17 protein-coding genes, 1 tRNA gene and 6 pseudogenes are annotated in these 23,421 nt (G+C 68.5%); 11 read left to right on the plus strand and 13 right to left on the minus strand.

All coding sequences use genetic code 11. The features are described from left to right. Positions 1–10: 10 nt before the first annotated feature. The 4 genes and pseudogenes from ACWZEH_RS17990 to ACWZEH_RS18005 all read right to left on the minus strand — a co-directional run. Positions 11–1,225, minus strand: coding sequence for a sensor histidine kinase (locus tag ACWZEH_RS17990; RefSeq protein WP_456192205.1), 1,215 nt, complete (start codon positions 1,223–1,225; stop codon positions 11–13). Between the two features lie 5 nt (positions 1,226–1,230). Beyond that, positions 1,231–3,444: an MMPL family transporter gene (locus ACWZEH_RS17995; protein WP_456192206.1), complete on the minus strand. Its 2,214-nt coding sequence runs from the start codon at positions 3,442–3,444 to the stop codon at positions 1,231–1,233. A 98-nt stretch (positions 3,445–3,542) separates the two neighbouring features. Then, positions 3,543–4,204: pseudogene (locus tag ACWZEH_RS18000) on the minus strand (helix-turn-helix domain-containing protein); the annotation flags it as partial. Between the two features lie 108 nt (positions 4,205–4,312). Then, positions 4,313–4,453, minus strand: a pseudogene (locus ACWZEH_RS18005) (Uma2 family endonuclease); the annotation flags it as partial. A gap of 124 nt (positions 4,454–4,577) precedes the next feature. Here ACWZEH_RS18005 and ACWZEH_RS18010 point away from each other — a divergent pair. Both ACWZEH_RS18010 and ACWZEH_RS18015 read left to right on the plus strand, forming a co-directional pair. Next, positions 4,578–5,177, plus strand: a pseudogene (locus ACWZEH_RS18010) (transposase family protein); the annotation flags it as partial. Positions 5,178–5,528: 351 nt separating this feature from the next. Then, positions 5,529–6,368, plus strand: coding sequence for an IS5 family transposase (locus ACWZEH_RS18015; RefSeq protein WP_456192207.1), 840 nt, complete (start codon positions 5,529–5,531; stop codon positions 6,366–6,368). A 36-nt stretch (positions 6,369–6,404) separates the two neighbouring features. Here ACWZEH_RS18015 and ACWZEH_RS18020 read toward each other — a convergent pair whose 3' ends face one another. Further along, a complete protein-coding gene (locus tag ACWZEH_RS18020) occupies positions 6,405–7,013 on the minus strand; it encodes a hypothetical protein (protein ID WP_456192208.1) in 609 nt (202 codons plus the stop codon). A gap of 512 nt (positions 7,014–7,525) precedes the next feature. Between ACWZEH_RS18020 and ACWZEH_RS18025 the strand changes: the two are divergent. The 4 genes and pseudogenes from ACWZEH_RS18025 to ACWZEH_RS18040 form a co-directional block, all read left to right on the plus strand. Beyond that, positions 7,526–7,698 (plus strand): annotated as a pseudogene (locus ACWZEH_RS18025) (excisionase family DNA-binding protein); the annotation flags it as partial. A 38-nt stretch (positions 7,699–7,736) separates the two neighbouring features. Continuing rightward, positions 7,737–8,549 (plus strand): annotated as a pseudogene (locus ACWZEH_RS18030) (hypothetical protein). 413 nt (positions 8,550–8,962) lie between these two features. Then, positions 8,963–9,244: a hypothetical protein gene (locus ACWZEH_RS18035; protein WP_456192209.1), complete on the plus strand. Its 282-nt coding sequence runs from the start codon at positions 8,963–8,965 to the stop codon at positions 9,242–9,244. After that, positions 9,241–9,639 (plus strand): PIN domain-containing protein, encoded by a 399-nt coding sequence (locus ACWZEH_RS18040; protein ID WP_456192210.1) that lies wholly within the window; start codon positions 9,241–9,243, stop codon positions 9,637–9,639. Before ACWZEH_RS18035 ends, ACWZEH_RS18040 begins: the two co-directional genes overlap by 4 nt. A 16-nt stretch (positions 9,640–9,655) precedes the next feature. On the opposite strand, the pseudogene ACWZEH_RS18045 reads toward ACWZEH_RS18040, so the two are convergent. The 4 genes and pseudogenes from ACWZEH_RS18045 to ACWZEH_RS18060 all read right to left on the minus strand — a co-directional run bounded on the left by ACWZEH_RS18045 (position 9,656) and on the right by ACWZEH_RS18060 (position 12,306). Next, a pseudogene (locus ACWZEH_RS18045) lies at positions 9,656–10,781 on the minus strand (IS30 family transposase). A gap of 113 nt (positions 10,782–10,894) precedes the next feature. After that, positions 10,895–11,215 carry a 4a-hydroxytetrahydrobiopterin dehydratase gene (locus ACWZEH_RS18050; protein WP_456192211.1) on the minus strand — a complete coding sequence of 107 codons (321 nt, stop codon included), beginning with the start codon at positions 11,213–11,215 and terminating at the stop codon, positions 10,895–10,897. Between the two features lie 2 nt (positions 11,216–11,217). Then, positions 11,218–12,051, minus strand: coding sequence for an NsdA family TPR-like regulatory protein (locus ACWZEH_RS18055; RefSeq protein ID WP_456192212.1), 834 nt, complete (start codon positions 12,049–12,051; stop codon positions 11,218–11,220). Between the two features lie 24 nt (positions 12,052–12,075). Next, the gene (locus ACWZEH_RS18060) at positions 12,076–12,306 is read right to left on the minus strand and encodes a hypothetical protein (RefSeq protein WP_456192213.1); all 231 of its coding nucleotides are present in this window, start codon (positions 12,304–12,306) and stop codon (positions 12,076–12,078) included. Positions 12,307–12,375: 69 nt separating this feature from the next. Here ACWZEH_RS18060 and ACWZEH_RS18065 point away from each other — a divergent pair, with 69 nt between their 5' ends. Then, the gene (locus tag ACWZEH_RS18065) at positions 12,376–12,936 is read left to right on the plus strand and encodes a hypothetical protein (RefSeq protein WP_456192215.1); all 561 of its coding nucleotides are present in this window, start codon (positions 12,376–12,378) and stop codon (positions 12,934–12,936) included. Between the two features lie 146 nt (positions 12,937–13,082). Here ACWZEH_RS18065 and ACWZEH_RS18070 read toward each other — a convergent pair. Next, positions 13,083–13,156: transfer RNA gene (locus ACWZEH_RS18070), tRNA-Gly, on the minus strand. Between the two features lie 568 nt (positions 13,157–13,724). On the opposite strand from ACWZEH_RS18070, the gene dcd reads away from it, so the two are divergent. Beyond that, complete coding sequence (gene dcd / locus ACWZEH_RS18075) at positions 13,725–14,300, plus strand: dCTP deaminase (protein ID WP_456192216.1); 576 nt, start codon at positions 13,725–13,727, stop codon at positions 14,298–14,300. Next, complete coding sequence (locus ACWZEH_RS18080; protein ID WP_456192217.1) at positions 14,297–14,794, plus strand: phosphoribosyltransferase; 498 nt, start codon at positions 14,297–14,299, stop codon at positions 14,792–14,794. Before dcd ends, ACWZEH_RS18080 begins: the two co-directional genes overlap by 4 nt. 96 nt (positions 14,795–14,890) lie before the next feature. Here the strand turns inward: ACWZEH_RS18080 and ACWZEH_RS18085 are convergent, their stop codons facing one another. From ACWZEH_RS18085 to ACWZEH_RS18095, 3 genes are all read right to left on the minus strand, one after another. Next, positions 14,891–15,973: a Yip1 family protein gene (locus ACWZEH_RS18085; protein WP_456192219.1), complete on the minus strand. Its 1,083-nt coding sequence runs from the start codon at positions 15,971–15,973 to the stop codon at positions 14,891–14,893. Positions 15,974–16,066: 93 nt separating this feature from the next. Then, positions 16,067–17,518: an FG-GAP-like repeat-containing protein gene (locus ACWZEH_RS18090; protein ID WP_456192221.1), complete on the minus strand. Its 1,452-nt coding sequence runs from the start codon at positions 17,516–17,518 to the stop codon at positions 16,067–16,069. A 370-nt stretch (positions 17,519–17,888) separates the two neighbouring features. Then, positions 17,889–20,219 (minus strand): (Fe-S)-binding protein, encoded by a 2,331-nt coding sequence (locus tag ACWZEH_RS18095; protein ID WP_456192222.1) that lies wholly within the window; start codon positions 20,217–20,219, stop codon positions 17,889–17,891. 591 nt (positions 20,220–20,810) lie between these two features. Here ACWZEH_RS18095 and dnaK point away from each other — a divergent pair. Both dnaK and grpE read left to right on the plus strand, forming a co-directional pair. Further along, the gene (gene dnaK / locus ACWZEH_RS18100) at positions 20,811–22,664 is read left to right on the plus strand and encodes a molecular chaperone DnaK (RefSeq protein ID WP_456192223.1); all 1,854 of its coding nucleotides are present in this window, start codon (positions 20,811–20,813) and stop codon (positions 22,662–22,664) included. After that, positions 22,661–23,332, plus strand: coding sequence for a nucleotide exchange factor GrpE (gene grpE / locus ACWZEH_RS18105; RefSeq protein ID WP_456192224.1), 672 nt, complete (start codon positions 22,661–22,663; stop codon positions 23,330–23,332). The genes dnaK and grpE overlap by 4 nt, the downstream gene beginning before the upstream one ends. The last annotated feature ends 89 nt before the right edge of the window (positions 23,333–23,421 follow it).

Here is a 23,421-nt window from a genome sequence, read left to right on the forward strand (position 1 = left end):
CGCCGGCCGGTCACGTCTTTGCCCCGCTCTCTCCCGGCGCCTGGGAAGCCAGGGGAATCAACGCCAGTACCCGCGTTCCGTCACCCGTCGAACTCGTCACCGTCAGCCTCCCGCCCAGCTCCGCCAGCCGTTTGCGCATCCCGTCCAGACCGAAGCCCGCCGACTCCCCGACCACGAATCCGGTCCCGTCGTCGGTGATCTCCAGTTCCACCCCGTACGCCTGCCGCGCCAGCACCACGCCGACCGTGGACGCGCGGGCGTGCTTGCGTACGTTGGCCAGGGACTCCTGAGTGCAGCGCAGCAGCGCGATCCGGGTCTGCTGGTCGCACACCAGTTCCTGCAGATCGGCGTCGACGGTGAGCCCGGTGTCCTCCGCGAAGCGGTCCAGGGTCCGGCGGAGCGTCTGCGCCACCGAACCGGCGGCGGCCTGTCCCGGCTGCTGCGCCGAGCCGACCAGCTCCCGTGCCTCGGCGAGGTTCTCCCGCGCGGTGGACTCGATCGACCGCAGCTGCTGGGCACTGCGCGCCGTGTCGGAGTGAAGCCCCGCCCGGGCCGCCTCCGCGAGCACGACGATCGAGGCGAAGCCCTGCGCGAGCGTGTCATGGATCTCCCGCGCCATCCGCTCCCGCTCGTCCGCCGCGCCCTGGCGCTGGTGCGCCTCGGACAGCTGCGCCTGGGCCCGCTCCAACTCTCCGATGAGCCGCGCTCGTTCCGTGCTCTGCGCGACCACCGAGTGCGCCCACAACCCGATGAGCGCCCCCACGGCGACGACGATCAGCGTGGACACGAGCGTCTCGCTGAAGAACTCGGCCGACCAGCCGTCCTGCCGCAGGACGCTTCCGATCAGGGTGCCGGCCGTGGCGAGCCCCAGGAATCCCATCGACGCCTTCGGCGTCCGCCCGAACATCCAGTAGTGCGGCAGCGTCACCATGAACAGCGCCGCGTAGTTGCCGCGCAGATACGCGAGCCCGCCCAGCGCCACCACCAGCACCGAGAGGTAGACGTACGGCCGTACGACGGGGTTGTCCGGGAAGCGGTCGAGGACCGCGTAGCACAGCACCACACTGCCCAGCAGCGCGAGCGCGGCGTACTTGCTCGCGCCGGGCCGGTCGTTGGTGGTGAGCCCGACGGCCATCATGGCGAACAGCAGCCAGCACACCGCGTTCCAGCGTCGCAGTGATGCGGCCCAGAAGGCGTCGGCGGTGGGCCCGGCGAGAGCGGTCATGCCGATCAACGTACGTCGGCCACCGAGCGCCGGTCGGTGTATTTTCCGGGGCTTTCCGGCAGGGTGGCCGCCGCCCGTCGCACTCCGCGCGAGGGCCACCAGCTCGCCTCGCCCAGCAGCAGCATCGCCGACGGCAGCACCATGATCCGGATGACGAAGGCGTCGAGCAGCACGGCCGCCGCCAGTACGAAGCCGATCTGCTTCATCTCGATGATGTGCAGGAAGACGAAGCTCGCGAAGACAGTCGTCATCACGACCGCGGCGCTGGTCACCACGCTCGCCGAGCTGCGGATCCCGTCGAGCACCGCCTGACGCGTGGGGACCCCGGCGAGCGCGGCCTCCCTGATCCGGCTCACCACGAACACCTGGTAGTCCATCGAGAGCCCGAACAGGATCACGAAGAGGAAGAGCGGGACACGCGATCCGACCGATCCGGTGGAGTGGAAGTCCAGCAGCCCCTCGGCCCATGTCCCCTGGAAGACCAGGACGAGCAGTCCCAGCGACGCCGCCGCGGACAGCAGGTTCAGCACGACACCGATCAGGCCGAGCACCACCGAGCGGAAGGCGTACACGGTCATCGCGAACGTCACCAGGAGCAGCGCGCCGAGGACCAGCGGGAGCTTGCCGTTCTGGTGGGCGGGATAGTCGGCGTAGCGGGCGACGTCGCCGCTCACACCGAACTCGGCTCCGTCGACCCGGCCCACGGTGGCGGGCAGGTAGTCGTCCCGCAGGCGGTCCAGGGAGGCGTACGCCTGATCGGAGTTGCCTAGGTGGGGCACCTTCAGCTCGAGGGCGCTGGTCCGGTGGTCGGCCGACGTCCGTATCCGTGAGGCGCCGGCGAACAACCGATCGGCGTCGGCGAGTCGGGCCGTCTCGCGCAGGGCCGAGGTGACCTCCGCGGTCTGCGAGGCATCGGCGCGTACGACGACCTGGTGGGTGACCCGCTGCTCGGGGAACGCCTCGTTGAGCCGGTCGTACACGCGCATCGCGGGGATGTCGCGGGAGTGCGTGTCCCGGCTCATCTCCGTGATCTTCAGTCCGGCGAGCGGTGTGACGAGCGCCAGCAGACCGAGGACCGAGACGCACAGGGTGGCCAGGGGGTGCCGGGTGGCGGGCCGCAGCAGCGCGGCCCATATCCGGCCGTCGGCTCCCCGCCCCTTCACCCGGCGGACGGGCTTCCCGCTCTGTGCTCGCCGCAGTTCCCTGCGTTCCGCCCGCTTCCCGAGCTTGACGAGGAGCGCGGGCAGGGCCGTCAGCGAACTGGCCACCGAGACCAGGACGACGACAATGGTGCCGGTCGCGAGCGAGGAGAAGATCACGTCGGAGGCCAGGTACAGCGTCGCGGTGGAGGCGACGACCGCGAGCCCGGAGACCACGACCGCCCGGCCCGAGGTGGCGGCCGCCAGTTCCACCAGTGCCTCCGAGCCGAGCCGGCCGCCGGAGCGGGCCCGCTCCTCGCGCTCACGCTTGAGGTAGAAGAGCGTGTAGTCGACGCCGACCGCGAGGCCGATCATCAGGATGACGTTCGTGCCGACCCCGGCGTCGGGGGAGAGGTGTGAGACGACCATGGAGAGCCCCATCGCCCCGGCGATCGACGACAGCGCCAGCAGCAGCGGCACCCCGGCCATGGTGACCGACCCGAACACGACCATCAGCGTGATCAGCGTGACCGGAAGGGTGATCGCCTCGGAGAGCGCCAGGTCGTCGCTGCGCTGCTGGCCGACTCCCTTGCTGATGGAAGGGCTTCCGGTCTCCTCGAGGAGAAGGCCGGGATGGCTCCGCTGCACCGCCGCGGTCTGCTCCACGAGCGCGTCGACCTTGTCCTTCGCGTCCCGCTCCTCGCCCTTCAGCGCCACCTCGACCATGAGGATCGCGCGGTCGTCGGAGAGCAGCGGGGCGGCCACGCCCGCGACATCGGGCAGCCGCTTCATCCGGGCGGTGAGGTCCTTCGCGGCGGCTTGTGCGGCGGCCCGGTCGAGAGCGCCCGACCTGGCGGAGATCAGCACCTGCTCGGTGGATCCGCGTTCCAGGTGTCCTTCGGCGGCCAGGGCCTCGGCGCGGCCGGCCTCACCGACCCGGTAGTCCGCGGTGCTCGCGCTGTTCGTACCGACAGCGCTGCCGGCCCCCAGGCACAACGCCACGAACACCAGCCAGCCGACGATCGCCCGCCAGGGGTGCCGCGCGCTCCAGCGAGCCATGCTCACAGAGAATGTTTTCATGCCCGAGAGCCTTGTTGACCAGGTCGGTTACCGGACAGAGGTACTCGGTTGAACCTGCTGTCCACTACTCGGTGGACAGCGACGCTGGGGGAAACCCCAGTCAGGACGCGCTCGACGGTGATCCCTGCGCTGGTGAAGTAGGCGTGGGCGCGGATCCAGAAGGCGGCGGCGGTCTCTTTGCGCTCGTCGGTGAGGATCTCGCTGTGGGCGAGGTGGGAGTGGTCGTCGACGGCGGTGTGCAGGTAGCTGCAGCCGGCCCCGGACCGCGTCTTGCGACCGGCCTGCCGGCCCAGGGCCTTGTGGCCTCCGCCGCCGGGGATGTTGCCGAGCTTCTTGATGTCCACATGCACCAGCTCGCCGGGCCTGTCACGTTCGTAGCGGCGTATGGTCCGGCCGGTCGCGCGGTCCAGGTGCGTGAGGCGGGCCAGTCGGTAGCGGACGAGGACCCGGTGGACGGTGGAGGGCACCAGCCCAGCAGGTGGGCGATGCGGGCCGGTCCCCAGCGGCGCAGGAGCCTGACCTTGATGATCCGGCGTTCGGTCCGGGTCGGTGTCCGTCCGGGACTGTTGTGCGGGCGGGAGGAACGGTCGGACATCCCGGCTTCGCCGAACTGCCGGTAGCGCTCGGCCCATCGCTGGGCCGTGGTGGGTGAGACCTGGAAACGCTCGGCGGCCCGCCGCAACGGCCAGCGGTCCTCGACCACGCAGCGGGCCAGACGCAGCCGGCCGGTCTCGGTCAGGGGTGTATTGCGGTGGACCACGAGGGCCTTTCTGGTCGGTGCAGACGTCGCAATCCACACCGAACCCGGAAGGCCCTCACCTGTTCAGGATCCCTCAACCGAGACCTGCCTCACCCGTCCACAACCTCCCCGGACAGAACAGCTAGGGCTCACGACGACCATTCCGTCCACGATCTCGATGCCGGCGCACTGCTCCTCGGACCAGGACTCGTACTGCTCCGCCGTGATCTGCTCGTGCATCCACGCCGGGGCCACCATCTCGGCAGTCATGACACGCCTCCCGGACACTGTGCGGCGGGCCCGATCCCGTTGAAGCCAGGCGTACTGTCTACGGCTCGGCCGACGCTTCCTGCCGCCTGTCATTGCTCCCGCCACGAGGGCGTGAGCTCCACCGACGCGATCACGCTCCCGCACTGCCGGCAGCCCTGCTCGTCCCGTCCCCGCGCACCTGCGCTGCGGTGACGCCTGTGCCCGCCTCGCGGCGGGTTTCCGCATCGCAATCGCGACGGTCTACCGCTACATACGTGAGGCCGCCGACCTCCTGGCCCCGCTCGCTCCGGCACTGGAGCAGGCCATGGACACGGTCCGCAGCAAGGCGTACGTCGTCCTCGACGGCACGCTGCTGCTGATCGACCGCATCGCCGCCGACCGCCCGTACTGCTCGGGCAAGAAGAAGCACCACGGCACGAACGTGCAGGTGCTCGCCGACCCGGCCGGACGCCTGATCTGGGCATCGGACGCGCTGCCGGGAGCCACACACGACCTGACCGCGGCCCGGACCCACGACATCCCGGCCACTTTGGCCGCCGACGGCATCAAGTGCTGGGCGGACAAGGCGTACCAGGGTGCGAGTCCCGCCGTCCGCGTCCCGTTCCGGGGCAGGAATCTGCGCGGCTGGCGCCGGCGTCACAACCAGGACCACGCCAGGATCCGCAGCCTCGGCGAACGCGCCATGGCAACCCTGAAAGGTCGGCGGCTCCTGCGCAAGCTCCGCTGGAACGACGCTTCGGCGTTCGTGAGTTGTTTTCCGACGGCTCCCCGAGCCGCTCAGGGGTCGACCGGGTCCGGCGCTGCGGTCTCGGCGTTACCTCTCGGTCGAAACCGAGAGGTAACGCCTCCTCAGAGGGCGTTTATGCAGGTTAAGCCCTAAATGCGGCTCTCGCCCCTGCCCTGCTTTGGGGGCCTTCATCCCGTAGGTGGCGAATGGCGGTCTCCAGGGCGGATGCTCAGCCATCCGTCTCGTTCGCTTCCATGCCTGGAAGTCCGTCTGGTTTGAAGTTGCCGTGGAATCGCCCAATGAACAGCGGAATCGAACATTCCGCCTCGCTCATGATCACGCTACGTCGTGAGCGAGCGCAAGCCGTACCCCAGCGACCTGTCCGACGCCCGATGGGCCCTGATCGAGCCGACGTTGACGGCCTGGAGAAAGGCCCGGCTCGACCGCAGGCCAACCGGGCAGCCGGCCAAAGTCGATTTACGCGACGTCTTCAACGCGATCCTCTACGTGAACCGCACGGGAATCCCCTGGAAATACCTTCCACATGACTTCCCGAACCACGGCACCGTCTATGCCTACTACGCGGCCTGGCGCGACGAAGGAATCTTCGCCCGGCTCAATTACGACCTGACCGGACTGGCCCGCGTGAAGGAAGGGCGCAAGCCTGAACCGACCGCCTCCGTGATCGACACCCAGAGCGTGAAGACTTCCACCAACGTGCCCGTGACCAGCCAGGGAACGGACGCCGCGAAGAAGATCGTCGGTCGGAAGCGCGGCATCCTCACCGACACGATCGGCCTCATCCTCGCCGTTACCGTCACCGCCGCCAGCCTGTCGGAGAACGCCCTGGGAATCCGTCTCCTCGACCAGGCGAAGGAGACGTACCCGACCCTCTCCAAGAGCTGGGTCGACACCGGCTTCAAGAACGCTGTCGTCGAGCACGGCGCCCGCCTCGGAATCGATGTCGAAGTCGTCAACAGGAACCCGGAGACCCGCGGCTTTCAGATCGTAAAAAGGCGCTGGGTGGTCGAGCGGAGTATCGGTTGGCTCATGATGCACCGCCGCCTCGCCCGCGACTACGAGACCCTCACCACCAGCTCCGAGGCCATGATCCACATCGCCTCGATCGGCAACCTCACCAGGCGCATAACGGACGAGACGACACCCACCTGGCGAGGAACGTACTAGGACGTAAACGGCAAGTTGCCCACTTCAAACGCCCTCTCAGATGGTCGGGGTGTCGTCAACAACCGGCCTGTGAATCGCAACGACCGGCTTCCATCCCGCGGAGAACTCGATGAAGTCCGCACGGGTGGGGTAGGTGTCGATCGCGCGACGGTCACGCTTGGGGCTGTCGCTCCCCTTGCGCCCCCGGGGAATCTGCTCCTCGAAGATGTCGACCTTCACGTCGGGAACCTCCTTGAGGCCCTGGCGCCAGATCTGCACGATGTCGGCGCCGAACGCCTGCCGGGCCGCAGCGTAAAGGGCCGTGAGGGCCCCCCTGTCCCCATTGGGGACGAAAAGTGCCAGGTCCAGCACGACACCGGCGGACTGGAGGACCTCGATGGTCACCGGGCCGTTCTCGTCGGCCAAGTAAATCCCGGCTTCATTCTCGTCGTCGGGAAGGCAGGATACCTCTTCTTGGAATACGGTTCTCGCCGTGATCGAGCCGCCCTCGAAACTCTCGCCGGGCTTGGTCAGAAAAGCAGGGGCATAGCAGTCGGGAAGCTTGAGTTCTGCCGTGTCGGCGGAGACGAAGATCCTGTCCTTTACGCCGAGCTTCGTCACCTCTTCCAGTGAGAGGCGGCGAGCGGTGATCTTCTCCGTGTTCACGATTTCCCTTTCAGGTTGCACTGTCCCTCCGAACAATGACGTTATCACGAAACCCTGAGGTCAACTGCCCAGTAATCCCTGGGTAAATGACCTCCGGTTACGTGCACGGGAGGATACTGAAGCGAGTGCCACTCGGTCGGGAACACGCATCTGCCAGATAGTGTCCCTCGTCATGGTGTGGGGAATCAACTGACGGTTGCATTTCGGTGCGTTGGGTAGCGCGGAGGAACTAAAAGAGAGCTTACGGTAGATATCACCCATATAGTCTTCGGGGGCGGAGAGGTGGGGCGCTCCATTCGTCGTGCATCTCGAAGAGCGCAGCGGAAACCAACTGGACGGTCCGACGACGCGACAACGGAGACTCCCGTCGGCAGAATCTGGATGCGGCGCGAACCGGAAGTCTCGTACTGCCGCGCCTTCTGCCGTCCACTTCCACGCGGTCATCCGCCTCGACGGCCCGGAAGGCGGCGACACCCCGAGCCCACCCCCGGCACGGAAGGAGAGCCGACCACATGAATGACCTCTACCTGTCCGTCGACCAGGTCACCGAACTGCTCGGCACGACTCTCCGCTTCCCCGGCGACTCACCGAGGAGCGGCGCATCCGGTACGTGAAGGTCGGCCGGCACGTCCGCATCCCCGAGAGCGCCGTAATGGAGTCCATCGACTCGCACACGGTGCAACCGCGGCGAACGACAAGGGGCGGCGGCGTCACTTCGGATCGATCAGGCGGCTTCCCTCCGGCCGGCACCAGGCCCGTTGTCCGGGCCCGGACGGCGTCATGCGCCCGGCTCCCTTCACCTTCGAGACGACGGCGGACGCCGACGACTGGCTTGCCGAGAAGCAGACCGGGACCCACCGGGGCGAGTGACGGGACCCCGAAGCGGGCGCGGTGAGCTTCCGTGCCTACGCGGACAAGTGGGTGGAGGAACGGGAACCGGCCTCGCTCACTCAGGACCTTTACCGGTACCTCCTCGACAAGCACCTGACCGCCTTCGTGGACCTGGACCCGGACGAGATCACCGTCCCTCGTGTCCGCGTGCGCCTCGCCGGGCCGGAACGGATGAACGGGTGACGTGTCCAGGGCGACACCAAGTCGGAACCCGGAACCCGGACTGTGATCCTTCCCGCGTTCCTCCACCGAGAGCTGCGATGGCATCTTCAGTCGTTCGCCGAGCCGGGGCCTGACGGGCTCCTCTTCGTCGGTGAGAGGGGCGCCCCCTTCCGGTGCAGCACCTTCGGGCGACGGTGACGGAAGGCCAGGGAGACCGTCGACATGCCGGAAGGCTTCCGCTTCTACGGCCTCCGGCACACCGGACACACGCTTTCGACCCGGTCCGGCGCCACCCTCGAGGACACCATGGTCCGCGCCGGTCAGTCCTCCGAGGAGGCCGCGCTCATCTATCGGCACTCCGACGGCGAGCGACAGGAAGAGGTCGCCGCCGGCCTCGCCGCCACCGTCCGGAAGGCCAGAGCCGCAGCGACCGGCAGACTGCCCGCCGAGCCTTCTGGCACGGATCTGGCACGCGACGACTGACGACCACGCACAGCACAAAGGCCCCGGTCTCTGACCTGGCCTTCTTCATGGAGCGGGTGACGAGAATCGAACTCGCGCTCTCAGCTTGGGAAGCGACGGCGCTTGGATGGGCTCCGTAGCTCTGAAGAGCATGGATAGCTGTAGCTCGAGGTGGTTGCGTGGGTCGGATGGCACCGCTGTTGACCGTGGTTTCCCGCCCTTACGGGCACGCGGAGGGCACGGACTTCCGGAAAGGGTCGAGGTCTGCGCCGTCGGAGGCGATTCCGCACGGTCCGCCCCATGCGCAGATCAGCCGTTGAGGTGGCGTTGCTGCTGCACAGCCCGCCATCCTCCGCGCCGGATTCCCTCGTCATCCGCCCAGCGGCCTGTGCACTTGCTGCGTGCTATGCCATATTCAATGGCATACTCGACGTGTGACTGACGACGACATCGACTTCCCGCCCGGCGATGGCCCCACCAGTGGTATCTCCGTCACCCTGACCGCCGGAACGCTGCAGGCGATCCGTGAGCGGGTCGGCAAGCGAGGCGTCTCGGCCTACCTGGAGAAGGCGGCCCAGCGCCAGATCGAGCGCGACCACCTGGACGAGCTGATCGCGGACTTCGACGAGGTGCACGGCCCGGCCGACCCCGCGGCCGTGGCGGCCAAACGCGCCCGGCTGACCGGAGGCGCCTCGAACGCCGGGGTGGCTGCGTGAGCGGTGCCCTGGTTCTGGACAGCGAGGGCCTGGCAAAAGCCGTACAGCGGGATCGGGAGATCCATGAGTGGCTGACGGCGGCTCGTGACGCTGACCTGCCAGTGGTCACCTCGGCTGCCGTGTTGGTCGAAGTGATCCACCCGAAGATCAACGACGCCGCACTGAAGTGGACCCTGTCCCGCCTGAGCGTCGAGCCGGTGACCCAAGCCCTCGCGCAATCCGCTGCCGCTTTGCTGCGTGCAGCGGGGCTGCACGGTCACAAGTACGCCATCGACGCCATGCTGTGCGCGACCGCCCTGCAGCATCCCGGCCGGGTGACGATCCTGACTTCGGACGTGGAAGACATCGGGCTGCTCACTGCCGAGCATCCGCGCCTGGGTGCGGAGAAGGTCTGAACCGCCCCGCTTAGATTCAACCGGTCAAGGCAACACTCTCGGCTGGTGTGCGGAATCCCAGGCACTTGCGCGGACGGTTGTTGAGCTTCATCGCGATGGCGTCAAGATCGTCTTGACTGAAACGTCGACAGGTTCGTGCCTTTGGGCAGGTACTGCCGGAGCAGCTTGTTGGTGTTCTCGTTGGTGCCACGTTGCCAGGGGCTGCGCGGGGCTGCGAAGAACACGTCGACGCCGGTGTCGGCGGTGAACCGCTTGTGGGCTGCCAGTTCCATGCCGCGATCCCAAGTCAGCGTGCCGCGTAGTCGCGGGCCCATGCGTTCGTAGGTCTCGGCCAGAGCGGGAACAACTACGGTGGTGTGGCGGCTGGCGAGTTTCACGACCGTGAGGAACCGTGACTTCCGGTCGACCAGCGTGGCGACCTGGCTGTTGTTCGAGCCGATCACCAGATCACCCTCCAGATGCCCGAACTCGCTGCGGTCCTCCGCCGCCTGGGGCCGCTCCTCGATCGGCCGCGCATCGGTGATCTGTGAGCGCCACTGTCCCTTCACCGTGTGGCGCTTGTTCTTCCGGATCGGGCGGCCAGTTCGCAGGCGCTTGCACAATTCTCGAGGGATCACTTTCCAGCGGGTGGTGTAGACCGATCGGTAGATCGTCTCGTGGCTGATCTCCACCCCCGGGTCGTCACCATGGCGCCGACGCAAGTGGCCGACGATCTGTTCCGACGACCACTCCTCCCTCAGCAGACGCAGCACCATCTCCCTCAGCGCGGGCCTGCGGGCAAGCAGGCACTGCTTCGGCCGCCGGGCGCGGTCAAGCGCCCGTTCCTGCGCAGCGATTGCCCGGTAAACGTCGCGTCCACCGTTGTTGTTGACTTCGCGGCTGATCGTCGACACCGCACGGCCCAGCAGGCCGGCGATCACCCGGTAGGACTCTCCGGCACAAAGCCCGCGTGAGATCTCCTCCCGCTCGCCCATGCTCAAGCTTCCGGGGCGCGCCTTACGGGGTATGGGAGCGATTCCTCCGTGGTGCTTGAGGACGGTGAACACCGAGCCGGGCGGCTTGCCGATCTGTCTCGAGATGACGCTGATCGATTCCCCGGACCTCCACCGCCGCCACAAGTCGGCCTTCATCTCGTCCGACATCCCCGGCCGACCCAGTCTCGCCACGTAAACCGTCCTCAACCAGCACTGTTGCTCCGACCGGTTGAATCTAAGGTGAAGGAAGTTGTAACTCACGGGATCCGGGGAGCTTGTGGTCAGCCGTCAAGTGGGGTCGCGCCGTGGGCCTGGGCGATGGTGTCGATTCGGTGGGCCAGGTCGAAGTCGGCGGTTGTCAGCTTGTGACCGGCGTCGTGCGTGGTGATGGCGAACCGGACCCGTCCCCACCGTAGGTCGATGTCCGCGTGGTGGCCGATGAGGCGCTCGACGTCGGCGACGTGGACGATCATCGCGACGCCGCCGTGATAGCGGATGGCGAACGTGCGGGTGATCTCGTCGCCTTGGCGGTGCCACCCGGGTACTTTGTGCAGGGCGGATTCGATTGCGTCCTCGGTCAGTGGCACCGGTGCTTCTGCCACTCTCATCTCCCTTCGGTCACAGGCGTCAGGACCTCTCGCACATTCTGGCCGACCGCGGCCTCCTGCCATGGCCGCATCGCCCGCTGGAATGCACCCAACTCACGATGCAGTCTGGCGGATCCGGTCTCCACGGCGATGTCCACCGCCGTCCGGACGATCTCCAGCGCGCGGTCGGGGTCGCCTGCCTCGGCAGCAGCGGTGGCGTGCCGTGCGAGGTATACCCCTCGGTCCCGCCGGGCGGTTTCGGGGATGACGGCGAGGACCTCGTCCCAGAGGGAGACGGCCTCTCGACCGAGGCCGAGGCGTCCGTAGCAGGTCGCGCGTTGCACTTCCAAGTAACCCGGTGTGCGGCGGCAGGCGTTGCCCCAGGGAAGGTCGTCGTCGACGCGTGCGAGTAGACCATCGGCCTGGTCGATCAGCCGGTCGACCGCGGTCCGATCGCCGGTGAGGCTGGCGCCATGGGCCTGCTGCTGCATGGCCATGATGCGTACCTTCGGAACCAGACGCTGCGAGTTCTCAAGGGCGGCCTCGCACAGGTCGACGACCGCGTGGCCGTCACCGAGATCGGTGCGGACCTGTGCCTGGTTGACCAGGGCGTAGCCGATCAGGTGCGGTTCTCTGGATCGTACGGCGATTTCCTGGGTGACGCCGCGCCAGAAGGCCGCGCCCTCCATGTCGCCGGCGTCCTGGTACAGCCAGCCGACCAGGGCCGCGTAAGCCGCTCCGATGCGGAGCAGACCGCGCCGGGTCTCGCCCTTCGCGGAGCGGACCAGCTTGTCGATGAGCTGGTACTGGGCGGAGACCGTGCCGATCAGGTCGTGCGGACCAAGAAGCATGTCCGCGCGATAGTGGCCTTCGAGCTATTGCCGGAAGTAGTCGATGAGGGCGGGGTCCACGTGCTGTGGAGCGACGGGTCCGGCGACGAGCGCGGCTGCGGTGACGGAGACGAACGCGCGGCGTTTCACGTGTTCCTCCTCGTGGCGCTCGGGGCGGATCCAGCCGGGGGGCGTGGTGAATCCCAGATCTTCCGGCCAGCGGCCTAGTGCGTCGTGGATGCGGCCTGGTCCCGCCTCCTTCAGGGAACCCATCATGACCGCGTGACTACAGAACGTGCAGGAGAAGTGGCGCAAACGCCCGAGCCGGGATCTCAGGGACCGTCTGTGTCGGTTGCAACGGACCCGGGCGTGTTCGTCTGTCCCGGTGCCGACCATCGGCTGGCCCTCGAGCACTGGCTGCTGTCCCGCCACTCGGCGCCCAGCCGAACCCGGGTGGAGTGGCAGGAGCAGGGGATCGCGTTGCTTCCCCTCGGCACGCTGTTCTCGGCAGTCCGGATCCCTGGTTGTCTGGTGCAAGCCGTGACGGCCAGTGCCGACCCGAAGGAGGCCGACGCCTTCCTCGATGACGCCCTCGGTGGCGGCCCGGTGATCTGTGACCCGAACGGCCCCCGCTACTACGCGCTGGTCCCGGCCGGTGTCCCTGCGACGTGGCGGGATGCCGCGGAGGACTGGCGCGCGCATGACGTGGCCTGCCTGGGCCGGGGAACCTACCTCGGCGTGCCGCGCTTGGACGTCGTCGACGTCCCGGAGCACAGGACCGTCTCCTACTGGTCGGTCCCGATGGTGTCGACCGCCTCGCTCTGTTCACCGCTGAGCGTGGCACGGTTGATCGCGGCCGGAGTGCACCAGCTGGCCGAAGCCGCGGGGGGTCTCCGGCAGGCTTGACCGCATGGTGCCGGTGTTTCTTGCTGAGCTCGCGGTGATCTCGGCCGCAGCTGCCGTTGTGGTGCGGATCCGGCGCGCTTGTGGCACACGGCAACTGATCACGGCGCAACAAAGAACCCCCGGGCCTGTGACCTGGGGGTTTCGCGTGGAGCGGGTGACGAGAATCGAACTCGCGCTCTCAGCTTGGGAAGCTGATGTTCTACCATTAAACTACACCCGCTTGTGATCCAGAACGTCGGCCTCGACCGGTGTCCGGATGCTCGCCCACTCTACCCCATGCCAGGTCCCCGGTGTTTCCCGTACCCGGGGGCCTGATGGTGCTTCAGGGGTGGAAGCGGGTGCGGAGGGCTGAAGTTGGGGCGTACGGTGGGGCCCTGGGCGAGGGTGGGCGGGTGTGGAGTGCCGCCCGCAGGGCCGTCTCCTTGATCCCGTAACGTGGCATTTGTCGTCAGGGCAGGAAGCCATACGCGGTACTTGGGGAAGGGACTCTTGGACTTGATGCAGCGCACCGTCGTCCGCTGTGCCGATGGGCACGTATTCGCCGCCACCTCGTTCCCGATGCAGCAGGCCGAGCGACTCGGCCCCGGTCGGTTGCTGCGTTGTCCGCGCTGTGCGCGGCTTCGCAGCGTCGTACCGGTGGTTCACGAGAAGCGGTAGAGCGGCAGGGCCGGGTCCGGCCCGCCGCCGGTCGTGAGACCGGTCGGCGGGCCGGAGCGGTACACCTGGGGCGTGGGCGCGTGGGGCGGAGCGATGGTGGCCGGCCTGCGCGCCTTGCGTATCCTCGGGGAGTGCTTCTCTCAGACAAGGACATCCGGGCCGAGATCGACGCCGGGCGGGTACGGATCGATCCCTACGACGAATCCATGGTGCAGCCGTCCAGTGTCGACGTGCGCCTCGACCGCTTCTTCCGGGTGTTCGAGAATCACCGGTACCCGCACATCGACCCCTCCATCGAGCAGGCCGATCTGACCCGGCTCGTCGAGCCGGAGGGGGACGAGCCGTTCATCCTGCATCCCGGTGAGTTCGTGCTGGCCAGCACGTACGAGGTCATCGCACTCCCCGACGATCTCGCGTCGCGGCTCGAGGGGAAGAGTTCGCTGGGGCGGCTGGGGCTCGTCACGCACTCGACCGCCGGGTTCATCGACCCCGGCTTCTCCGGGCACGTGACCCTCGAGCTGTCGAACCTCGCCACGCTCCCCATCAAGCTCTGGCCCGGTATGAAGATCGGCCAGCTGTGTCTGTTCCGGCTCAGCTCGCCCGCCGAGTTCCCGTACGGCAGTGAGCGGTACGGGTCCCGGTATCAGGGGCAGCGGGGGCCCACCGCCTCGCGGTCCTTCCTCAACTTCCACCGGACCCAGGTGTGAGCGGCGTGCGGGAGAAGCTCACGTACGAGCAGTTCGGTGTCGCCGTGCGTGAGCTCGCGCAGGTCATCGCCGACGACGGGTATCGGCCCGACGTCGTGCTGAGCATCGCCCGTGGCGGTGTCTTCGTCGCCGGCGGGCTCGCCTACGCCCTCGACTGCAAGAACCTTCATCTCGTGAACGTCGAGTTCTACACCGGCGTGGGGACGACGCTGGAGATGCCGGTCATGCTGGCGCCCGTGCCCAACCTCGTCGACTTCACCGACAAGAAGGTCCTGATCGCCGACGACGTCGCCGACACCGGCAAGACGCTCAAGCTCGTCCGAGACTTCTGCCTCGACACCGTCGCCGAGGTGCGCAGCGCCGTCGTGTACGAGAAGACGCAGTCGCTGGTGAAGTGCGAGTACGTCTGGAAGCGGACCGACGAGTGGATCGACTTTCCGTGGTCCGTGCAGCCGCCCGTCGTCAAGAGGGCCGGGCAGGTTCTCGACGCGTAGGCCGGCAGGCAGCAGGCAGCAGGCAGCAGGCAGCAGCGAGAAGCAGGAAAGGGGCTCCCCGTCGGGAGCCCCCTTCCTCATGTACTGCTCGCCGCCCTACAGCGTGCCCAGCTTGATCAGTGACAGCAGGGCCAGGAGCTGGATCGCCGAGGCGCCCAGGGCCTTCGGCCAGGGGAGGTCGTGGGAGCGGCTGACCATCAGGGTGAGGAGCGCGCCGCCCGCGACCCAGGTGGCCCAGCCGACGATCTGGACGAAGGTGGCGTCGCCGCTCGCGAACATCGCCAGGATCAGGCGCGGGGCGTCCGTGAGGGACGCGATCAGCATGGACAGGCCGACCGTGGGCTGCCAGTTCCCGTTGCCGCCGAGCTGGCGGGCCAGGGAGTGGGTGACCACGCCCAGGATGAGGAAGCTGATCACCATCGCCACGGCCGTCATCAGGACGATGGGTATGGCGTTGGTGATGGTGGCGTTGATCGCCTCCTCGCGGGCGCCGTCGAAGCCGAAGACCGCGAGCAGGCCGTAGAGGAAGGTCACGACGAGGGCGGGGCCCCACACCGTGTAGTCGCGCATCTGCAGGAAGGTCCGGTCGGGGGCGGTGACGATGCCCTTGAGCAGGTCCTTCCAGCGCAGCCGGGGCCCCACCGGGCCCGGCGGGGGGGCCGCGTCGCCGTGGTAGTGGTCGTCGTTGATCTGGAAGGCCTGGGTGTGGCCCGGATTGTTGGCCGCGTACGGGTCGTGCGGGGCATGGGGGGAGTGCGGGGCGTGGGAGCCGGGAGGGTACGCGCCGCCGTCGCCGAAGTATTCGGGCTCGCCGTGTCCGCCGCCGCGCCCGGGGCCGTGCGGGCCGCCGTAGCCGCCGCCCGGTCCGCCCGGGCCGCGGTTCATCTGCGGCCAGCCGCCCCCGTTGCCGCCACCATTGCCGCCACCCCCGTTGCCGCCTCTGCCGTAGGACGGCTGCTGGGGCGGGTACGGCTGAGGCGCCTGCGGGGAGCCGTACGACGGCCCCGGCGGCGTCTGCTGTCCGTACGGGGGGTGTTGCGGTCGCGCGTGAGGAGCGCCGTTGTTGTCCCGGCCTCGTCCGATCCTGAATCCAGCCACGTTGTCGAACGTACCTGGTCCCGGCGAGCCGTGCGCCGGGCCAGGGGTTTCGGGCCCGGCTTTGCTGCCGAGCTGTGACATCCCCTAAGGGGGAGTCAGCTTCGCCCTCCCTCCTGCGTAGGGGTGCGGTCCTACGCAGGACGGACCGGCCGTCGGTCGAGGACGGAGCCGGCGTCAGCCGTTGATGTGGAAGCCGAACAGCGGGGTGCCGGCCGAGGAGATGCCGGCAGGGGTCAGACCGATGCCGCGTCCGGCGGGGTCGATCTTCGTGCCGTCGGAGTCGAAGACGACGGCGTAGCCGTTGTTCGCGTTCTCCCAGGGGAGTCCGACCGTGAGGTCGGCCTTTCCGTCGCCGGTGACGTCGGAGAGGAGGACCTCGCCGCCGAAGCCGTCGCCCTCCTCGCCGCCGCCGGGGACGCCCGGGGTGTTCTGGTCCAGGGCCTGGGAGCCGGTGTCGCGGAGGCCGCCGCTCCAGCCGTAGATCACGGAGACCATGCCGGCGTCCTCGACCCCGTCCAGGTCCTCGCCCGGCGCGCCGACGACGAGGTCGTCGTGGCCGTCGCCGTTGATGTCGCCGAGGGAGACCTCGTAGCCGAAGCTGTCTCCGGTCTCGTTGCTGCCGGGCACGCCGGCCGTGTTCTGGCTGATGGTCTCGGCGGCGCCGTCGGGGCCGGACGACGTCCCGTAGACGATCTCGACGGCCCCGCCCTTGGACGTGCCCGCGCTGTTGCTGCCGCTGTCCCACCGGTTGCCGATGACGATGTCGCCGAGGCCGTCGCCGTCCACGTCGCCGATGTCGGAGATGACCCCGGCGGGCAGTTTCTGCGCGCCCGACGTCCTCACACCGGAGGAGGAGCCGGGCAGCCAGTAGTTGGCGTTGTACGAGTACTCGCCGTCGCTGTCGCCCTCGTAGCCGTCCACGACCAGGTCGGTACGGCCGTCGGCGTCGATGTCGCCCGGGGTGAGGTTGAAGATGTCCAGGCCCTTCACCTTGAGGATGGGGGCCGTGACGCTGTAGCGGCCGCCGGTGGAGCCCGACTTGGTGAAGCCGCCGCGGTAGATGTCCACCTTGTTGATGTCGGACGCGATCGCGAGGTCGTCGCGGCCGTCGCCGTTGTAGTCGCCGGCCGCGACCACCTGGCCGAACCAGTCGTGGGTGGAGCGGGCCGGGTCGGAGACCGTGGTGCCGCCGGACAGGCCGCCGGAACCGCCCCACAGGATGACCACGGTGCCGCCGTCGGTGTCCGAGCCGGCGTCCTCGCCCGGCGCGCCCACGGCCAGGTCGGCGTAGCCGTCGCCGTTGTAGTCGCCGGGGGCGGTGTGGGCGCCGAACTGGTCGCCCGTCTCGGCGGCACCCGGTACGCCGGCGCTGTTCTGGCTGAGGGTCTGGATCCTCTTGGCGCCCGCGCCGCCCGGGGAGCCGTACAGGATGGTGACGACCCCGGCCTTGGACTTGCCGTTGACGGAGGCGAGGGGGGCGGTGACGGCGACATCCCGGTAGCCGTCGCCGTTGAAGTCGCTGTCGAGGCCCGTGGCGGCGGCCGCGGGCCCGGCCGTGACGAGCAGGCCGCCGGTGAGCGCGGCCGCGGTGGCGGTCGCCAGGGTGATGCTGAGCTTCTTGCGCATGGGTCTCCTGCCCTGTGCGGGACGGCCGCCGGCTGCGGCGTCCCGTGCCGATGCGGTGATTCACCCGTGCTCGTCCTGGACGGGGCACGAGTTCACCGGGCGGTCGCTGGGCAATCACCCGGTGATCACCCGGTGATCACCGACAAGGAGACCGGTGAGGGGCGGGGAGGGTTGTACGTGGACATGGCGAAAGTGGGCGGGGGGCGTGACGGGCGTAGGCAGGTGCCGACGGGCGTGAGGCCGCCGTCCCGCACCACGTGGTCGTCCCGGGACGGACACCCCGGGACGACGTACAGCGCCCCGCCACCGGCCGGAGCCGGGACGGGGCGCTGAAGGAGCGAGGGAGCGAGGGGGAGTGACCTGGGGCCGGTTACTTCACCGGCTCGGGCTCCGGGGTGTTCTCGCTCTCCGCCTCGCCCGCCGGGTCCAGCGGCGTCTTGACGGACTCCAGCAGGAGCTGGGCGACGTCCACGACCTGGATGGACGCCTTGGGCTTGACGCCCGTGGCGGAGCCGCTTTCGGCCGCAGCCTTCTTGCCGTTGACCGAGTCGGTCAGCATGACGAGGCAGAACGGGCAGGCGGTGGAGACGATGTCGGGGTTCAGGGCGAGGGCCTCGTCGACGCGTTCGTCGTTGATGCGCTTGCCGATCCGCTCCTCCATCCACATCCGCGCGCCGCCGGCGCCGCAACAGAAGCCGCGTTCCTTGTGGCGGTGCATCTCCTCGTTGCGCAGGCCCGGGACACTGGCGATGATCTCGCGCGGAGGCGTGTAGATCTTGTTGTGCCGGCCCAGGTAGCACGGGTCGTGGTAGGTGATGAGGCCCTCGACCGGGGTGACCGGGATCAGCTTGCCCTCGTCGACGAGGTGCTGGAGCAGCTGGGTGTGGTGGATGACCTCGTAGTCGCCGCCGAGCTGCGGGTACTCGTTGCCGAGGGTGTTGAGGCAGTGCGGGCAGGTGGCGACGATCTTCTTGGCCGACTTGGGCTTCTTCGTCTCCTCGGTGACCTTGCCCTCGTCGTCCGTCTCCTCGCCGAAGGCCATGTTCAGCGACATGACGTTCTCCATGCCGAGCTCCTGGAACAGGGGCTCGTTGCCGAGGCGGCGGGCGGAGTCACCGGTGCACTTCTCGTCGCCGCCCATGATCGCGAACTTGACGCCCGCGATGTGCAGCAGTTCGGCGAAGGCCTTGGTGGTCTTCTTGGCCCGGTCCTCGAGGGCGCCGGCGCAGCCGACCCAGTACAGGTACTCGACCTCGGACAGGTCCTCGAGGTCCCTGCCGACGACCGGGACCTCGAAGTCGACCTCCTTGGTCCACTCCAGGCGCTGCTTCTTGGCCAGGCCCCAGGGGTTGCCCTTCTTCTCCAGGTTCTTGAGCATCGTGCCCGCCTCGGACGGGAAGGAGCTCTCGATCATCACCTGGTAGCGGCGCATGTCGACGATGTGGTCGACGTGCTCGATGTCCACCGGGCACTGCTCGACGCAGGCGCCGCAGGTGGTGCAGGACCACAGGACGTCGGGGTCGATGACGCCGCCCGCGGCGAGGCCGCTGTCGGACGCGGCTTCCAGGGTGCCGATCAGCGGGCGCCCGGCCTCGGCCAGCGCCGCCGCCGGCACGTCCTTCAGAGCCTCGGCGGACGCCTTCTCCTCGCCCTCCATGGTCTTGCCGCCGCCGGCCAGCAGGTACGGGGCCTTGGCGTGCGCGTGGTCGCGCAGCGACATGATCAGCAGCTTGGGGGAGAGCGGCTTGCCGGTGTTCCAGGCGGGGCACTGCGACTGGCAGCGCCCGCACTCGGTGCAGGTGGAGAAGTCCAGCAGGCCCTTCCAGGAGAACTGCTCGACCTGGGAGACGCCGAAGACGTCGTCGTCGCCGGGGTCGGTGAAGTCGATCGGCCTGCCGCCCGACGTCATCGGCTGCAGGGCGCCCAGCGCGGTGCCGCCCTCGGCCTCGCGCTTGAACCAGATGTTCGGGAAGGCGAGGAAGCGGTGCCAGGCCACACCCATGTTGGTGTTCAGCGAGACCACGATCATCCACACGAACGAGGTCCCGATCTTGATCATGGCGACCAGGTAGACCAGGTTCTGCAGCGTCTCGACGGACAGGCCGTCGAAGGCGAGCACCAGCGGGTACGAGGCGAAGTACGCCGCCTCGTAACCGTCCACGTGGTGCAGCGCGCCCTCCAGGCCGCGCAGCACGTAGATGGCGAGGCCGATGGTGAGGATGACGTACTCGACGAAGTACGCCTGGCCCGACTTGGAACCGGTGAAGCGGGACTTGCGGCCCGGACGTGACGGCAGGCTCAGCAGCCGGACGACGATGAGCACGGCGATGCCGAGCACGGTCATCACGCCGATGAACTCGATGTACATCTCGAACGGCAGGAAGCCGCCGATGACCGGCAGCACCCAGTCGGCCTGGAAGAGCTGGCCGAAGGCCTGGGCGAGGGTGGGCGGCAGCGTCAGGAAGCCGACGGCCACGAACCAGTGGGCGATGCCGACGATGCCCCACCGGTTCATGCGCGTGTGGCCGAGGAACTCCTTCACCAGGGTCACACTGCGCTGGTAGGGATTGTCGGTCCGGGTGCCGGCCGGGACCGGCTGGCCCAGCTTGAAGTACCGGACGAACTGGCCGATCGCGCGTGCGAGCAGGGCAACGCCGACCACGGTCAGGACCAGCGACACGATGATCGCGGCGAGTTGCATGGGGGCTCCTCGGGCCTGCGAGGGTTTGGTCGGGGGCTCCTGCCACGGGATTCCCGACATTACTAAGCGGTAACTTATGCGGTCCGTCTGAGACTACCCCCAACCCCGGTCGCACTGTAGCCGGGTACGGGGTGATCTGGGTCGCTGAGGCTTGCCTTGGCAGGCGCCCCGGATGCGGCCGCATGGCGACCTCCAAAGCGGGGCATACGCCACTAACCTATATCCGTGACGCACGCTCGCGTTTGCGTGCCGCTGTGATGGCGACCCGCGGCGGTCCACGGTGGCCCGCGGTGGTGGCCCGTGAGCGTCTTCGTGCGGCGCCTTCGCGCGGTGTCGCCCATGCTCCCGGTGCCGTCGCCATCCTTGTCCCGCTGTCGCGGATGGCGCCACTGGCGACGCCGGCGACCTTCGCTCCCGAGGGGTGGTTCCCACCTCGCCCGCCCGTGGAGCTCCACGGAACAGCAGGTCGGCGCCTGGTTGCGCGTAAGGAGTGGATAAGAGTTGAGTCCGGCTGACTCACCTCTGTTGACCCCGCGCCGGACGTCAGGCATGCTTGAGTCTGTTCCACTCAAGTCAGCTGGAGGAATCGAAATGGCACGTGCGGTCGGCATCGACCTGGGCACGACTAACTCCGTCGTCAGCGTTCTGGAAGGCGGTGAGCCCACCGTCATCACCAACGCCGAGGGCGCCAGGACCACGCCTTCCGTCGTCGCCTTCGCGAAGAACGGCGAGGTGCTGGTCGGTGAGGTGGCCAAGCGTCAGGCCGTGACCAACGTCGACAGGACCATCCGGTCGGTCAAGCGCCACATGGGCACCGACTGGAAGATCAACCTGGACGGCAAGGACTTCAACCCGCAGCAGATGAGCGCCTTCGTGCTCCAGAAGCTGAAGCGGGACGCCGAGGCGTACCTGGGCGAGAAGGTGACCGACGCGGTCATCACCGTCCCGGCGTACTTCAACGACGCGGAGCGCCAGGCGACCAAGGAAGCCGGCGAGATCGCCGGTCTGAACGTGCTGCGCATCGTCAACGAGCCGACGGCCGCCGCCCTGGCGTACGGCCTCGACAAGGACGAGCAGGTCATCCTGGTCTTCGACCTCGGTGGCGGTACGTTCGACGTCTCGCTGCTCGAGATCGGCGACGGTGTCGTCGAGGTGAAGGCCACCAACGGTGACAACAACCTCGGTGGTGACGACTGGGACCAGCGCGTCGTCGACTACCTGGTCAAGCAGTTCCAGTCCGGGCACGGCGTGGACCTGGGCAAGGACAAGATGGCGCTCCAGCGCCTGCGTGAGGCCGCTGAGAAGGCCAAGATCGAGCTGTCCTCGTCCACCGAGACCACGATCAACCTGCCCTACATCACCGCCTCCGCCGAGGGCCCCCTGCACCTCGACGAGAAGCTGACCCGCGCCCAGTTCCAGCAGCTGACCGCGGATCTGCTCGAGCGCTGCAAGACGCCGTTCCACAACGTGGTCAAGGACGCCGGTATCGCGCTGTCCGAGATCGACCACGTCGTTCTCGTCGGTGGCTCCACCCGTATGCCCGCCGTCGCCCAGCTCGTCAAGGAGCTGACCGGCGGCAAGGAGGCCAACAAGGGTGTGAACCCGGACGAGGTCGTCGCCATCGGCGCCTCGCTCCAGGCCGGTGTCCTCAAGGGCGAGGTCAAGGACGTCCTGCTGCTCGACGTCACCCCGCTGTCCCTCGGTATCGAGACCAAGGGCGGCATCATGACCAAGCTGATCGAGCGCAACACCACGATCCCGACGAAGCGCTCCGAGATCTTCACCACGGCCGAGGACAACCAGCCGTCGGTGCAGATCCAGGTCTACCAGGGTGAGCGCGAGATCGCGGCGTACAACAAGAAGCTCGGAATGTTCGAGCTGACCGGTCTGCCGCCGGCGCCGCGCGGCGTCCCGCAGATCGAGGTCTCCTTCGACATCGACGCCAACGGCATCATGCACGTCACGGCGAAGGACCTCGGCACCGGGAAGGAGCAGAAGATGACCGTCACCGGCGGCTCCTCGCTCCCGAAGGACGAGGTCGACCGCATGCGTGAGGAGGCCGAGCGGTACGCGGAGGAGGACCACCAGCGCCGCGAGGCCGCCGAGTCCCGCAACCAGGGCGAGCAGCTCGTCTACCAGACCGAGAAGTTCCTCACGGACAACGAGGACAAGGTCCCCGGCGAGGTCAAGACCGAGGTCGAGTCGGCCGTCGCCGAGCTGAAGGAGAAGCTCAAGGGCGACGACACCGCCGAGATCCGCACCGCCACGGAGAAGGTCGCGGCCGTCTCCCAGAAGCTGGGCCAGGCCATGTACGCCGACGCGCAGGCCTCCCAGGCCGCGGGCGGCGCTGCCGGAGCCGACGCGGGCGCCGGCGGGGCCAAGGCGGACGACGACGTGGTCGACGCCGAGATCGTGGACGACGAACGTAAGGACGGTGCGGCGTGACCGAGGAGACCCCGGGCTTCGACGAACAGTCGCAGCAGCCCGACGTCCCCTCAGGCGTTCCGGCCGATGACGCCGAGCCGAAGGCCGCCGGCCCCTCCGAGGAGGAGGCGGCGGCCCCGGCCGGGGACTCGGGTCCCGATGCGGGTCTGGTGGCCCAGCTGGACCAGGTGCGTTCGGCGCTCGGTGAGCGCACCGCCGACCTTCAGCGGCTCCAGGCCGAGTACCAGAACTACCGTCGCCGGGTCGAGCGCGACCGGATCGCGGTCAAGGAACTCGCCTCGGTGAACCTCATGACCGACTTCCTGCCCGTGCTCGACGACATCGGCCGCGCGCGGGAGCACGGCGAGCTGGTCGGCGGGTTCAAGTCCGTCGCCGAGTCGCTGGAGGCGACCGTGGCGAAGCTGGGCCTGCAGACGTTCGGCAAGGAGGGCGAGCCCTTCGACCCGACGATCCACGAGGCCCTGATGCACTCCTACGCCCCGGACGTCACGGAGACGACGTGCGTGGCGATCCTGCAGCCCGGGTACCGCATCGGCGAGCGCACCATCCGCCCCGCGCGGGTGGCCGTCGCCGAGCCGCAGCCGGGTGCCCAGCCGGGCAAGCCGGCCGAGGAGGGCACCGAGGCGGCGGCGGACGAGAAGGAGACCGGTGGCCCCCAGGAGGGCTGACGCCTCGGCCGGCGCGAGCACGCCGGCGCGGGCGGGCACGACAGGCAGGGCAGGCAGGGCAGGCAGGTCGGGGACGGCCTGCGGGGCAG

Source organism: Streptomyces yamdrokensis, assembly GCF_053890455.1.